Raw genomic sequence first — 14,472 nt, forward strand, 5'->3', positions numbered from 1 at the left:
CGGACGTCCTTGTTCTTGGGGGCGTGGATGTGAACAGCCCGTCGAGACGACGGGCTGTTGCTCAGCTGAGGATTACTCGGCAACGAAGCTGGGCGGTGCGACCTTGAAGGCTTTGGTCAGGTACGCCAGGTACAGCACGCCAAGGCTGGCCCAGACTCCGCCGAACAGCAGCGAGTGCGAGTCCAGGTCCAGCCAGAGGATGGCGATGATGCAGAAGCCGATGGTGGGGGTCACCAGGTACTTGAGCTTGTCGGCCAGGGTTTGGCTGCGGCCTTCACGCAGGTAGCAGTGCACGATCACCGAGAGGTTGACGAAGCTGAACGCCACCAGCGCGCCGAAGTTGATCACCGAGGTCGCGGTGGCCAGGTCGAAGAAGATCGCCGACAGCGATATCAGGCCGACGATGGCGATGTTCAGCGCCGGGGTTTTCCACTTCGCGTGCAGGCTGCCGAACACCTTGCGCGGGATCACGTTGTCGCGGCCCATCACGTACAGCAGGCGCGACACACTGGCCTGCGAGGCCAGGCCCGAGGCCAGGGTGTTGACGAAGGTGGCGCAGATGAAGATCGACTGGAACAGCTTGCCGCCGACGTACAGGGCGATTTCCGGCAGGGCGGCTTCCTGATCGTGGAAGCGCTCCATGCTGGGGAAGAACGACTGAATGAAGAACGACACCACGATGAACATCAGGCCGCCGACCAGCGCGACCAGGAAGATCGCGCGCGGGATGACCTTTTCGGCGTTCTCGGTTTCTTCACTGAGGGTGGTGACGGCGTCGAAGCCGAGGAACGAGAAACACAGGATGGTCGCGCCGGCGACCAGCGCGTTCAGCTGGGTGTTTTCCCCGGCGAACGGCAGCAGGCTCCAGGTCGTCCCCAGGCCTTCACCGCTGTGCAGGCCGCGGATGGTCAGGTAGATGAACACCGCGATGATGGTCACCTGGATGCCAACGAACAGCGTGTTGAAGTTGGCGACCAGGTTGATGCTGCGCACGTTGATCAGGGTCATGATCGCGACGAAACCGACCACCCAGGCCCAGGCAGGAACTTCCGGGAACAGCACCGCCAGGTAGAGCTTAGCGAGCAGGGCGTTGACCATGGGCAGGAACAGGTAGTCGAGCAGCGACGACCAGCCGACCAGGAAACCGACGTGGCTGTTGATGGCTTTGCGCGTGTAGGTGTAGGCCGAACCGGACTCGGGGAAGCGTCGCACCAGAATGCCGTAGCTCACGGCGGTGAACAGGATGCCGAGCAACGCCAGCACGTAGGCACTGGGCACGTGACCACCGGTGACCCCGGAGACGATGCCGAAGGTGTCGAACACGGTCATTGGCGTGAGGTAGGCCAAACCGATGATGACTACCTGCCAGAGGTTCAGGGTTTTGCGCAGTTGGGTGGGTGGGCTGGTGGTGTCGCTGAGAACGGGTCCTGTGTTCTGCTGAGGTGCACGCGAAGAGACTGGCATAGGGATAGCGGCTTGCCCGTATTTTTGTTGACGTTATTTTTCTTGGGGGGTGAGGCGGGTGAAATAAAAAACGATGGAGGGTGGGGTGTCAATTAACTTTTTACAGGATGTTGCTGTATTGCAATCTTTTTTTTGATTAAGTTATTGTTTTTGAATGCTTTTTAGGTTGAGGCTGGCTAGTGATTTAGTCAGTTAATGTTGAAAAAAATAAACAGGTGAAGCGGCGCTGACCTCCTGGCCTGCGCCGCTGGCCAGTGTTCAGGCCAGTGCCTTGGCCGCCGCCTTTCTCAGCTTGCCGCGCAGGTTTTGACATTCGCCCACCAGTTTTTCCAGCGTGCTGGTGTCGAACATTTGCTCGGTCAGCGGGAACGCCTGGTCGATTCGGTCGAACAAGGCGGTGCCGCCGACCTCCAGTGCATCCAGCTTGAACGCATTGAACTCGCCCTTGCGTCCTTCGAGCTGGGCGATGTCCGCCTCGATGGCGCGTTGGTAGGCGTCGAACACGGCGTTGAGCTTCTTGTCGATCTTGCCGACCACATCCACCTTGTGGTTGATCGAGCGCAGGAACTCGGCAAGGGTCAGCCCGGTGCACGGGTAGTCCTTCCTGCGCACTGACGAGTAGGCGCACATGCCGGCGTAGCCGACGCCGGCGCACTCCAGGTCGAACGCCACCTGGTCCATGATCTCCTCAATGTCGTCATTGGATTTCACATCGGCTTTGTTCAACACGATGTACAACGACTCGCCGTGGAAGCGGGTGGCCTGGATGAACTCGATGTCGGACTGGTCGATGGTGCCGGCCGGGTCGAGGCCGATTACCCAGATCATTGCCGAGGCTTGGTTCACCAGCGAGGCGGCCGTACCGCGGTCGGCGGCAGCCGCGCCACCGGCGTTGCCAGGGTTGTAGCCGGGGGTGTCGATGATGCACAGGTTGCCGAACAGCTCCGGGTCCATTGGCACCTTGACGCTGATGAACGGCAGGATGCGCCGCAGGTCGAAGCCGAACGCCTTGACGTATTCGTGACACATCGAGGCGTACAGCTTCGGCTCCAGGTCCAGCGAGCCGCCGTTGTAGGAGTAGCCCTTGATTCGGGTTTCCTCGGAACAGACCACATAGCTGGGGACCACGGTGACCGGGTTGATGCCGGTGGCCAGTTGCACGCCAGGGTTCTGGATAAAGCTGTTGAGGAACGCCGATTTGCCGCTGCTGAAACCGCCAGCGACGCTCAGCACGGTCTTGCCGGCGATACTCGGGAAGTTGTTCAGCATCTGCATCTCGGCGAGGATCGCCTGCATTTCCAGTACCGCCTGGGCCTCGCCGGCCAACGACGACTCGCGGCTGGCGAACTCCATGTAGTCGTGATTGATCAGCGCCGCGAATTCGTCCAGTGCTGCATTGGTCGGTGGCTGCTGGGCCAGTACCTTGCTCACCAGAGAGAATTTCTCGGTCAGTGACAGGTGGCGGGTGTTGATGTCCTCGTAATTGTCGACCAGATGCTGGTGCGAAGCCTTCAACTGCTCGGTGAGGTTTTCCAGCAGGCTGACGTTTTCTTCCTTGGCGAGCAGCTTGCTCTTGTGCTCTTCGAGGAAGGTCTCCAGCTCGGTGATCTGCGCCCGCGCCTGGGCATTGCGCTGCTCCAGATCGGCCACCTTGGCCTGTTTCGCCTGCAGTCGCTCGGCAAGCACTTCGCGTTCGACTTGCGCGGCGTTGGCTTGGTCGGCCAGGCGCTGTTCCAGCTCGGCAAGCTGCGCCAGTGCACGCGCCTGGCGTTCTTCCAGGTCGCGGGCGTACACCTGGGCTTTCGACAGGGCGAGCATGGCCTTCTGCAGCTTGGTCTTTTCCTGTTCCAGGGTCTCGTTGGCCGTACTCAGGTTGGCGCTCTCGACCTGCAACTGATCCAGCAGCGATTCGTTGCGTGACTGCAGGAAGCCGAGATCACTGGCCTGCCCGGCGCAGCGCACGGTCAGTTGCTGGTTGGCACTGAACAGGTTGTCCAACTGCTGCTGGGCGTCGAGCAGGTGGCCCTGCAGGTCGGCGGCCAGTTGCTTGCGCTTGAACTGCCAGAACCGCGTCATCGCCTCGAGGGTCGGCAGCGCCTGGTCGTTGATGCGTGGAGGGTTGCTCACAGGCTGACCTCTTCGGTCTTGCGCACCAGGCGTTCCAGTCGGTCGATGGTTTGCGCGGCGTTGTTGACCTGACCTTTGAGCAGGTTGATGCGATGCTGGATCTCGTCGACGAATGAGTCGGAGATAGTTGCCGGCGCCTTGCGCTCCACGCTGTTGACGAACGAGCTGATCTTGTTCTTGACCTTGCTGCCCAGCGAGCCGATGAAGTCGTCGGCGGCGTCCTTGAAACGCTCGGCTTCATAGCCCTTGAGTGTGCCGCTGCTTTTCAGGCTCTCCGGCAACGGCAGGTTGAGGTCGAAGTCGTCGTCGGGGATTGACTGGATGATGGCGATGATCGCCTGCTTGATCATCTGCCCGTTGGCATCTTTGTCCAGTACCTCGCGAATCTTCGGCGTGAGGATCCTGGCCAGCTCTTCGTTGAGCCAGCGATGCGACTGTTCGACTTCGTAGCCCAGTTCATCCTGGATGTCGTTCATGAACTCGCTGATGGTCGAGATCACCTGGCTGCTGATGATCTTGGCGCGCACTTCGGTTTTCTCGGTGGTGCCGCCACCCCAAAGCTTGCGCGCGAACCAGCTGCCGATACCGTCGTTTTCGACGGTATAGGTGGCGGTGTAGGTGCCCTGCGCATCGCTGATCGCCGACTTCGATTCGCGCAGCAGCCTGGCGGCCGCCTCGCGCATCTTGTCGCGCAGCTTCTGCCGGTAGTCGGACATGATGTACTTGAAGTGCACATCCAGCTCCACCGACAGGTCCAGACGCTTCGACTCCAGCGAGCGCAGTTGCTCGTCGAGCTGGTCGACGTTGGCGTTCTGGATCTGACCGATCTGGCTACGTGCCAAATTGACGATCAGTGCCTTGAATGCCTCCAGGTTCTTCTGCTTGCGCGCCAGCAGGTTGCCCAACTTGTCGCGGGTAATTTCGGCCTTCTTCGCGCGCACCTGTGCCAGCACCGCGCGGATCGCTTCGATGTTGGCCAGGCTGTCCAGGCTGCCCAGCGACAGTTCGCGGTTGTCGCGGTTGAAATAGTCCGGGTAGTTGCTGCTCAGGTTGTCCCAAGTGACCTGCTCGTTGGAGTCCCAGACCTCTTGCGAGTCGAAGCGCCGATTGAGGCTGTAGCACAGGCCGGAGCTGTGCAGCAGGTTGCGGTGCACCGAACTGATCAGGCTGTCGAATACCGAACCGACTTCCGGGCTGCTCTGCTTGAGGTCGGCAAGTGTGCTTTGCGCGCGTACCGACAGCTGCCCGCGAATCGCTTCGATGGCGTCGCCCAGGCGTGCGCGCTTCTCGCTGCCATACAGCTGCGTGTCGATTTGGCTGGCCACCAGCACCAGTTCCTGGATGCCTTCCTTCTGGGTGATGCGGCCCATCACCTCAAGATCCTGCTCATTGAGGAACTGCCCGGCCGGAGTGACGATGAACACCACGTCGCAGGTCTTCAGCAGCTCGACTGTGCGTTCTTCGCGCGACTGAACCGGGTCGTTCATCCCTGGCGTATCGATGATGCAGATGTCACGCAGGGCCTCCAGCGGCATGGCCACGTGCACGGTCTTGGTGAACGGCATGTAAGTGCCGCTGGCGCCGACATAGTTGTGCAGGCGCTCGGCCAGTTGCTGTGGCGTGGCGGCCTCGATCTCGCTGTGCAGGTGCAGGCTGGCGGCATCGACTCCGGCGCTTTTCATGCGTTGGTACTGGTCGTGGGCGGCGAACAGGCCTTCTTCACGCTGCAGATCGTTCATGGCCTTTTTGTTGGCCATGGTGGTCAACTGCTGCATGTCCAGCGGCGCGCCATTGGGCTGGGCGCGACGGCGCTGCACCAGTTCTTCCAGGCAGTCGGCCTGACGCTTGGCCAGCCGCTGTTCGAACTGGTCGGCCTTGGACCTGATGCTGGCGATGTCCGCCTCGCTGTAGAACTCCACGCGGGCCTTGAATACCTCGCCCCAGGTGATAGTGGTCAGCGCCGCGGTCATTGGCGTGGCCGCCTTGGGCAGGATCGGTTCGCCTTCGAATACGAGGGCATTGAGCAGGGACGACTTGCCGGCTTTTACCCGCCCGACAATGCCGATATTCATCAGCCGGTTCTGCTCTTGCAGGGCCTGGCAGGCCTGGGCCAGTTGCTCCGGCTGGTCGATGCCGTTCATGCGCTTGAACTGTTCGATCTCGCGGGCGAACAGATCCTGGTTGCTCTCGGCCAGTTGGTGCAGTTTTTCGCTGAAAGCGACGAGTGTCTGGTGATTCATCGAGTCGTTCACCTTACTTGTACAGGTGGTCGTTGGCAGCGGCTTTCACTGCTTGGGCAAGCCCTTCCAAGGCGGCGCTTTTCTCGCCGATCTCGGTTTCGCGCAACTGGTTTTCCTGGGCGATGGTATCGACCACATGCTTCTGCTTGTTTATCTGCTCTTCGAAACCGTCGCCGATTTTCTTCAGCATGGCGTTGAGCTGTTCGTCGATGATCGCCGGGATCTTGCCGCGCAGTTCCGCCTTGATGTTGGGGAACACTTCGCCGGTGAGCTTCTGGCGGAACTTCTCACGCTCGTTACCGCCGCCGCTGAACATCTTGATGATCTCCGGCAGAAAGATGATCACCAATTCGATGATCGGGTTGACCACGGTGGTGGTCACCGCTAGTACGGTGGACAGGCTGCGGTAGAGCATCGCACCGCCACCCTTGTCGTCGTCGCTGCGGTTGCTCAGGCGCTGCGACCAGTCGCTGAGCATCTCGGTGGTGCGCTCCAACGAGAATTTCACCTTGTGCGACAGCTCTTCGCTCCAGTTGCCGTTGATATCCAGCACGGCCATCTGGCTGTTGGTGGCGCTGAGGTTGCCGGCGATGCGGTCGACCATGCTGGTGGAGATGTCCTGCACTTCCGACTTGATCGTGCTGCCCAGGCTGGTGCGGATGATGTCGGACAGCGCGTTCGACAGCGCGCCTGGATTGCGCCCGGTGCCCAGAGTGGTGAGTTCCTCCAGGGAATCGTTGAGGGCGGCGTCCAGCCCGCGCAGACAGCGGTCGAGCATTTTCCCCGAGTAGCGCTCCTTGAGGTCGGACTCGACGTCGCGGCGCTGCTCCAGCAGGTTTGCCAGGGCCTGGTCCAGGGAGCGCGCGGCCTGTTCGCTTTCAGCCTTGTCCTTTTTCAGCATGCTCAGGGCCAGATTGATCTGCGCCAGTACGTCGAAGTTCTGGTCCTTGAGTACATCGATAAACAGGCGTGAAAACAGCGCATCGGGTTGCAGCGCAGTGAGCGCACGGGTCAGCTCTTCGCCGCCGCGGTTGCCCAGGGCGATGCTGCGATGCTGCTCGCCGAAATACACGCCCAACTGGTCATCGATATAGGCCTGGACGTCCTCGACCTGATCGGCAGCGCGCAGGTTGCACTTGCTCAGCAGGAAGGTGAAGTCGGTGTTGTAGGTTTTCAGCTCATCCAGTTTACGCAGCATCGACTGAGTGATGTTGCCGTCCTCGATGCTGGTCAGTACCACGAAATGCACGCCGCGCGGCAGGTAGTAGGCGATGGCCTTGTTGTGGTTCTCCAGCGATGAGCCGAAGCCGGGCATGTCCACCAGCACCAGCGGCGCGATGGATTTGAGCGCATCGCTGTCAAGGTACAGACGCAGGTGGGAGAACTCGCTAGAGCGGCGGTTGATGCTGCTCAGGGCGTCGACCGGCAGGCGTTCCTGCGCGCCGTCAGGCTTGATCGCCAGCAGGTAGGGTTCGCTGGAATAGCGCAGTTCGGTGGCCAGTTCGGTTTCCGGGGCGATACCAACAGGCAGAACTTCCTGGCCGATTAATGCATTCAGCAGCGAACTTTTCCCGGCGCTGAACGCACCGATCACGGGCACTACAAGTTCGGTTTCCATCACTTTCGGCAGCAGGGTTTTATCGAATGCAAACTCCTGGCCTTCGAGCAGTGTCTGCATTTTCTTCAAGTAACTGGCGAATTCTTTCTGGCTGTCGAGCATGTTGTTAATCCTTTAAGTCCTGAAGTTGTGCGTGGCGTGCAAATATCGAGTGTGCAAAGTGCGAGCATTTATCTGTGCAAATATCTGCCGGCTTTCGCCAGCAGTGTGGCGAGCGGATTGGCCCGCGAAACTTGAAGATCCGGGTGGCCGCATTTCGGGCACTCGGCGAACCAGTCGCCCGGCCCCAGCGCGTCGCTGGCGGGTGCGGTGGTCTTGCTCCAGCTGCACGAGGGGCAACTGTAGGTCATTGCTGGCGGCGGTACAGGCATGCACGCGTCCTTGTTTTCTTGCAGATAGGCGGGCTGATTCGGGGTGAATGATGGCACTCTGGTTCTTGCTCGTAAACTGTCAATAAAACGCGCACGACTAGGTTCTTAAACTGCTGTGCTGGGCTATTTACGACGACTTTCCCGCAACTATCTGTTCGAAAATTTTACCTGTATATCCAGCCAGATCGGGTTGTTTACTCGTATAACCAGGGTTTCAGTTCTTTGAGGTTATTGACTACGATCTGCTGCGCTTCCGGATTCGGGTTCAAGTTCTTCGGGTCGATCTGGTAACGCTGCAGCACGTACTTCACCAAGGCGCGGCGGCAGGACACGATCAACTGGCCTTTTTGCATGCCGAAGTCGGCTTCGATGATGGCGCGCTGATCGGGGTCGAGGCGCCCGTCGGCGGCGATGATCACCGGTACCTCGGTGTTCCAGTCTTCATCGAGGTCGCGGCTGTTGGCCGAGACATCGAGCAACTCGGGTTCAACGCGCAGGCGGCTGAGCACGAAATCGCGGTATTGACCGTTCTTTTCGCAGTAGGCGCGCACATGCCAGCGCATACCGGTGTACACCAGGGTGTGGGGCGCGATCAGGCGTACCTCCGGCTGCGGGGTGTTCAGCGACACGTACTCGATTTCCAGGCGCAAGCCGTCGCGGCAGGCTTTTAGCAGGGGGCGTAGGACTTCCGGGCGGATAGGCCGGTCGGGCACTTCCAGCACTTTGGTATGGGCATAGGCCAGGGCCAGGCCATCGATATGCGGCGCGCGTTCGTTGTTCTGGTAAAGCAGGTGCAGATAGGCGCTGGCGCTGTCGTCGATAAAGCGTGGGGTGAAGTCTTTGCTGGGGATGTAGCCCTTGACCTGCTTGTCATATGTCAAGTTTGTGGGCGCATGTTCGCTGATGTAGGTGTTGATGTCTTTCGAGGCCTGCTGACGGCTGATGCCGAAGCTCTGCATCAGGTGTCCCGTGGTAAGCCGGCCTTCCCACCAGGCGACGGTCTCGATCAGCCGATAGCGAAGTGCCAGATCCCAGCGAACCTGTGCGACGGATTGCGCGCGTTTCATACCCTCTCCATGTGTGCGAATACTTTACCTGTATAAGTCTACATTCTAGACCTGTCGCTTTTCACTACATATCTTGCCGCTGACAACGCGACCGAATGAACTCATGCAAGGACAGGTGAAATGACGATGCCGGAAGTAATTGCGACGGGAGCCCTGGTGTTGATGGGTGGGATTCTGCTGCTGTTGCTGTTGCAGTGTGTGCGGCTGAACGAGTTGTGGCGGGTGGCCCAGGCTTGTCGCGAAGGGGCGAGGTGGGCACGTATCTGGGAGATGGAGAACCGCGAGTTGCGTGCAGCGCTGCGTGCCGAACAGGTGCGGGTGGCGGCGTTGCGCAGGCGTTTGCAGGGCGCGGTGGTGGAGGCAGAGGAGGGCTGAAACGCTGGGGAGCGCTGTGCGCCCCGGCAGGTTGCTTTAGATGTCGCGGCAGATGATCAGCGCGTCTTCGATGCGGCAGTTCAGCGGCTGCCCGTCGTAGCCCAGTACAGCGAAGGATAAGGGCCCACGCCGGTGGAACTGCCATCGTCCTTGTAGACCTTGATCACCGAGTTCCACAGCGTGATCTTCGGGGTTTCGCTGCCAGGGTCGAGGCACCGCAGGTGGGTGATCTGGTAGCTGGCTTCGTCGTAGGACATGAGCCCCAGCGTCACCAGCGTCACCAGCGCCATCACCGCAAAGACGCAACGGTCTTTTTCGACAGGCATTAAAAAGCCGGCTTGTGGCCGGCTTCTCGGGGACAGTCTTGGCTGACTTTTGGTAAGCCGCAACCGCCTTCAAATCGTTATCCGACACTGGGGTCGGTATCGGCAAGGGCTGTGTGAGGCCTTGCCTGGCCCGCTGGTGTGCGTGCTGCACCCGGGGCTGAATGTGCGGCGTAGCATACTGGGAATGGCTCGCAATGCCCAGCAAAAAATCACGTTGCGCTGCTTTAGACCGGTCGCTCCTCGCGCAACTGCGACCACCAGAACACCCATCCCAGGATCTCCAGCCGCTGGGTTTTCGCCTGGCTCGGGCTGTAGGTCTCGGTCGGGTAGTCGTCGCTGTCGTAACTGTGCAGGCGCAACGCGCCATTCGGGCGCTTGCTCAAGGTGTGCACACGCAAGCGGCCATTGTGCATCAGCGCATACACCTCGCCCTCAATCACCTGACGCAAGGTGCGATCCACCGCCAGGGTACTGCCATACGGCATCAACGGCGCCATGTTGTAGTCCGGCATGCTCAGGCACACCGCCTGTTCGGGATTCACCCCAAGGCTGTCCAGCGCGATCCGCGGCAAGCGCAAGTGGCGCCCGCGGATGGGTTCGAGCATGCGCGAATGCACACGGCAGAAGGGCAGCGCGATATCGTCCTCGACATGCGCGGCCAGTACGCTGTGATCGGGCAGCTCGGGGTAGGGTTGGTCCGGGGCGCGGCTCAGGCGGGGTAGCGGGTTGTGATGCTTGGGACCTTCGCCGGTGCGCAACCACTTGTTGCGCACGCACAGCAGCTCGGCTATTTCGTCCAGACGCGCCAGCGGTACACCCCGATGGAACCAGTTGTTGACGTGCTGCGGCGTTACCTTGCGCTGGGCGGCAAAGTCCGAAGCGGTGAGGTTGCACTCGCGAAGAAGTGCTTTCAAACGATCGCCAGATGTATTCATGAGGACCGAGTTTAGAGCGCTGGAAGAGAGGTTCAATAAACGCGGAGTGAAGAATTTTGGCGAGGTGACAGAGATTGCCTAGGATGCTGTAGGAAGGTTATTGAGTGATGTTGTGGGCCTCATCGCGGGACGAGCCATTCCCACAGGTCCTGGGCAAAACCTGGAGCTGCTGGCGGCGCCGGGCCCGGATAGGCGGCACAAAAAAACCCCGCCTAGGCGGGGCTTTTTCACAACCGGTCGACTCAGCCCTTGTAGGCGGCAACCGATTTGGTGATCTCGGCGCGGGCCGCGTCAGCGTTGCCCCAGCCGTCGATCTTGACCCACTTGCCCTTCTCCAGATCCTTGTAGTTCTCGAAGAAGTGCTTGATCTGCTCGAGCAGCAGCGCCGGCAGGTCGGTGTACTCTTTGACGTCGACGTACAGCTGCGACAGCTTGTCGTGCGGTACCGCGATGACCTTGGCGTCGCCGCCGCCGTCGTCGGTCATGTGCAGGATGCCGACCGGACGTGCACGGATCACCGAACCTGGGGCGACCGGGTACGGGGTTACCACCAACACGTCCAGCGGATCACCGTCGTCCGCCAGGGTGTTCGGGATGAAACCGTAGTTGGCCGGGTAGAACATCGGGGTGGCCATGAAACGGTCGACGAACAGGCAGTCGCTGTCCTTGTCGATCTCGTACTTGATCGGCGCGTGGTTGGCTGGAATCTCGATGGCGACGTAGATGTCGTTCGGCAGGTCTTTGCCAGCCGGAATCTTGCTGTAGCTCATTGGGCAGTGCCCCCATGTTTGGCCAAAAATTGGTCGCGATTATAGGCACATTCCGTAACGCTTGCCATGCCCCAGCGGACACCCGGCCGGCTCAGTCCAAGGCGTCGCGGTAATGCGGGTGGCTGTGCTGCAATTGCTGCAGCCGCGCCAGTGGGTCCTGCCGGTAGAAACGGCTCAGTTGCGCGTAAACGGCGGGGTAGGCCTGCACCAGCAGGTCCGGGGCGCTGAAGAAGTATTCGCTGGTCACGGCGAAGAATTCCGCCGGGTTTTCCGCCGCATACGGGTCGATGGCAGTCTCGGCGTCGGGGTTGCGCGCCAACTGGCGGTCGAGGTCGTCGAAGGCCTGCTGCATCGCCTCGGCCCAGTCGCTCACGCGCATGTCGCTGTGCAGCGGCGGCAAGCCATTGGCATCGCCATTGAGCATGTCCAGTTTGTGCGCCAGCTCGTGGATCACCAGGTTGTAGCCGTCCCAGCCACCACTCGCCAGCACCCCCGGCCAGGCCAGGATCACCGGGCCCTGCAGCCAGGCCTCGCCGCTGTGCTCGCCATCCCACTCGTGCTCCACGCCGCTGGCGTCGCGATGGCGCTGCGGGCTGAGGAAGTCGTCCGGGTAGAGGATGATTTCGTGGAAGCCCTGGTACCAGTTCAACGCCCCCAGGTGCAGCAACGGCAACTGCGCCTGGGCGGCGAGAAACAGGCGCTGCTCGGCATCCAGCTCGACCCCGGGCAGGGTGCTCAGGTGTTTTTCGGCGAGGAACAGCACGCACGCTTCGCGCAGCCAGGTGTCTTCTTGCGTGCTGATGCCATCGAGCAGCGGCAGCCGCTCACGCACCCGCTGCCACAACTGCGGGTCGAGCGGGTTGCGGGCCAGGGTGCGCCGCCGGCGCCAGGCGCTCAGGCTCCACATGGGCGCGACCTAGTGCGCCTTGGCCGGGCGGTTCAGGCGGCTGCGGACGATGCCGATGATCATCGGTACCAGCGACAGCAGGATGATCGCGACGATCATCAGCGACAGGTTGGTCTTGATGAACGGCACGTTGCCGAAGAAGTAGCCGAGGGTGACCAGGCCGCCGACCCAGAGGATGGTGCCGGCCACGCTGAACGCCAGGAAGCGCGGGTAGGCCATCTTGGCGATACCGGCGACGAACGGCGCGAAGGTCCGCAGGATCGGCAGGAAGCGCGCCAGGGTCACGGTTTTGCCACCATGGCGCTCATAGAAGTCGTGGGTCTGCTGCAGGTAGTCGCGGCGGAAGATCTTCGAGTTCGGGTTGGCGAACAAGCGCTCGCCGGCCGTGCGCCCAACCACATAATTGGTGCTGTCGCCCATGATGGCCGCCGCCATCAGCAGGCCGCCGAGCAGCACCGGGTCCATGCCGCCGCCCGCCGCGACGGCACCGGCGATGAACAGCAAGGAGTCGCCCGGCAGGAACGGCATTACTACCAGGCCTGTCTCGCAGAAAATCACCAGGAACAGGATCGCGTAGATCCATGCACCGTAGTTGGTCACCAGCAGATCGAGGTAGGTGTCGAGATGCAGAATAATGTCCAGCGGGTTGAAATCCATGTACGGCACCTGTGTTCAGAACCCGAAACTACGGGCATTACGAGGGCTGGCAGTGCGAATGCGTTCGGTCGCTACCCAGGTACTGGGTAAAATTTCACACAAATTGAAGCGGCGCATTATACGGGCAGAGCTCGATTATGCCTGAGCAGTTTGTAGCGACGGATGTCGACAGGTGGGGAAAGCGCACCGACGGCCGCCTAGGCGACCGCCGGTGGCCAGCGATCAGTCTGCGCTGATCGGCAGGATGTAGCTCTTGAACTCGGTGTCTTCGCGAAAGCCCATGGACTCGTAGGTTTTCATTGCCACTTCGTTGTCGCTGCTGGTGGAAACCCGCATGCGCACGGCGTTGGTTTCCTTGGCCAGCTTCTTCGCCTCGCGCATCAGGTGGTCGGCGACCAGCATGCGCCGCGAGTCTTCGGCCACGTAGATGTCGTTGAGAATCCACACGCGCTTGAGCGACAGCGAGGAGAAACTCGGGTAGAGCTGGCAAAAACCCATCAATTTACTGTCGTCATCGTCCGGCAGTGCCAGGTAGATGACCGACTCGCCCCGTTCCAGCCGCTTGTGCAGGAACGAGCGGGTGGAGTCCGGGTAGGGCAGTTGCCCATAGAACTCACGGTATTTGACGAACAGCGGGGCGAGCATGTCCAGATGCTCAAGGGTTGCTTTGATGATTCGCATAAGCAGGCCTCGGGTTCCATGGGAGTTCGGCGGCGAATCGCGGGCAGCCGTAGCCCCAGATGCTGCCTAAACCGCCGAAAAAGCGCAATCGGGGCAAATCCGGCCGCTCTATTACGGGTTGTTCAGCAGGAAGTTGCCACTTTTCGGGGCGTCCGCAGCGCTTTCCACACGGTGTACCTGGGCTTCATCCTTCAGGTTGACCCCGGACAACTGCCGTCGGCACGCCTCGCGCATCAGGTACAGCAGGCGATGCGCGGCCATGCCGTAGCTGAGGCCTTCCAGACGCACGTTGGAGATGCAGTTGCGGTAGGCGTCGGTCAGGCCGACCTTGGGGTTGTAGGTGAAATACAGGCCCAGGCTGTCCGGCGAACTGAGCCCCGGGCGTTCGCCGATGAGGATCACGGTCATCTTTGCGCCGAGCAGTTCGCCGACTTCATCGGCCACCGCCACCCGGCCTTGCTCCACCAGCACCACCGGCGCGGTCGACCAGCCTTCGGTGGCTACCTGTTCGTCGAGCCGGGCCAGAAACGGCAGGGTATGCCGATGCACGGCCAGCGCCGAGAGGCCGTCGGCGACGACGATTGCCAGGTCGACCCCGCCGGGGTTGGCCAGGGCGTGTTCGCGCAGGACCTGCGCCGAATCCGCGTGCAGGCGTCGGCCCAGGTCTGGGCGTTGCAGGTAGCTGTGGCGGTCGCTGGCGGCACTGTGCAGCAGCAGGCTGGGTTGGCCGCGGGCGCTCAGCTGTTCGCGCAGGCCGGCGTGGTCGAATGGCAGGTGCACGGCATCGCGGGCCTGCGCGTGGGCGAACTGGAAGTCCAGCTGGGCGCTGGTCGGCAGGCTGGTGCCGGTGCGGCCCAGGGCGATGCGCGCCGGGGTCAGGCGGCGCAGCTCCAGCCAGGGGTTGTCCAGACTCGGGGTGTGCTTGTCCATGAAT

The 14,472-nt window shown here is 61.2% G+C and carries 13 protein-coding genes; 1 reads left to right on the forward strand and 12 read right to left on the reverse strand.

The genetic code is table 11. The features are described 5' to 3' along the window. Window positions 1–72 precede the first annotated feature (72 nt). The 5 genes from DCO48_RS06530 to DCO48_RS06555 form a co-directional block, all read right to left on the reverse strand. Entirely contained in the window at window positions 73–1,464 is a 1,392-nt protein-coding gene (locus tag DCO48_RS06530; protein ID WP_116549781.1) for an APC family permease, read from the reverse strand. A 258-nt stretch (window positions 1,465–1,722) separates the two neighbouring features. Beyond that, complete coding sequence (locus DCO48_RS06535; RefSeq protein WP_116549782.1) at window positions 1,723–3,591, reverse strand: dynamin family protein; 1,869 nt, start codon at window positions 3,589–3,591, stop codon at window positions 1,723–1,725. Continuing rightward, window positions 3,588–5,831 (reverse strand): dynamin family protein, encoded by a 2,244-nt coding sequence (locus DCO48_RS06540; protein ID WP_116549783.1) that lies wholly within the window; start codon window positions 5,829–5,831, stop codon window positions 3,588–3,590. Before DCO48_RS06540 ends, DCO48_RS06535 begins: the two co-directional genes overlap by 4 nt. Window positions 5,832–5,844: 13 nt before the next feature. Continuing rightward, window positions 5,845–7,551 (reverse strand): dynamin family protein, encoded by a 1,707-nt coding sequence (locus DCO48_RS06545; protein ID WP_116549784.1) that lies wholly within the window; start codon window positions 7,549–7,551, stop codon window positions 5,845–5,847. A 463-nt stretch (window positions 7,552–8,014) separates the two neighbouring features. Continuing rightward, window positions 8,015–8,887: a YafY family protein gene (locus DCO48_RS06555; RefSeq protein WP_116549786.1), complete on the reverse strand. Its 873-nt coding sequence runs from the start codon at window positions 8,885–8,887 to the stop codon at window positions 8,015–8,017. Between the two features lie 120 nt (window positions 8,888–9,007). Here DCO48_RS06555 and DCO48_RS06560 point away from each other — a divergent pair, with 120 nt between their 5' ends. Then, window positions 9,008–9,262 (forward strand): hypothetical protein, encoded by a 255-nt coding sequence (locus DCO48_RS06560; RefSeq protein ID WP_116549787.1) that lies wholly within the window; start codon window positions 9,008–9,010, stop codon window positions 9,260–9,262. Between the two features lie 80 nt (window positions 9,263–9,342). Here the strand turns inward: DCO48_RS06560 and DCO48_RS06565 are convergent, their stop codons facing one another. From DCO48_RS06565 to eutC, 7 genes are all read right to left on the reverse strand, one after another. After that, entirely contained in the window at window positions 9,343–9,588 is a 246-nt protein-coding gene (locus DCO48_RS06565) for a hypothetical protein (RefSeq protein WP_116549788.1), read from the reverse strand. A 224-nt stretch (window positions 9,589–9,812) separates the two neighbouring features. Continuing rightward, window positions 9,813–10,523, reverse strand: a complete 711-nt coding sequence (locus DCO48_RS06570; RefSeq protein ID WP_116549789.1) for an XRE family transcriptional regulator — start codon at window positions 10,521–10,523, stop codon at window positions 9,813–9,815. A gap of 242 nt (window positions 10,524–10,765) precedes the next feature. Then, window positions 10,766–11,293, reverse strand: a complete 528-nt coding sequence (gene ppa / locus DCO48_RS06575) for an inorganic diphosphatase (RefSeq protein WP_116549790.1) — start codon at window positions 11,291–11,293, stop codon at window positions 10,766–10,768. A gap of 91 nt (window positions 11,294–11,384) precedes the next feature. Then, a complete protein-coding gene (locus DCO48_RS06580) occupies window positions 11,385–12,200 on the reverse strand; it encodes a zinc-dependent peptidase (RefSeq protein ID WP_116549791.1) in 816 nt (271 codons plus the stop codon). 9 nt (window positions 12,201–12,209) lie between these two features. Further along, a complete protein-coding gene (locus tag DCO48_RS06585) occupies window positions 12,210–12,857 on the reverse strand; it encodes a DedA family protein (protein ID WP_116549792.1) in 648 nt (215 codons plus the stop codon). 222 nt (window positions 12,858–13,079) lie between these two features. Then, window positions 13,080–13,538 (reverse strand): GNAT family N-acetyltransferase, encoded by a 459-nt coding sequence (locus DCO48_RS06590; protein WP_116549793.1) that lies wholly within the window; start codon window positions 13,536–13,538, stop codon window positions 13,080–13,082. A gap of 111 nt (window positions 13,539–13,649) precedes the next feature. Further along, window positions 13,650–14,468 carry an ethanolamine ammonia-lyase subunit EutC gene (eutC, locus tag DCO48_RS06595; RefSeq protein WP_116549794.1) on the reverse strand — a complete coding sequence of 273 codons (819 nt, stop codon included), beginning with the start codon at window positions 14,466–14,468 and terminating at the stop codon, window positions 13,650–13,652. Between the last annotated feature and the right edge of the window lie 4 nt (window positions 14,469–14,472).

Source organism: Pseudomonas sp. SDI (assembly GCF_003105155.1).
In the GTDB taxonomy this organism is placed as follows: Bacteria; Pseudomonadota; Gammaproteobacteria; order Pseudomonadales; family Pseudomonadaceae; genus Aquipseudomonas.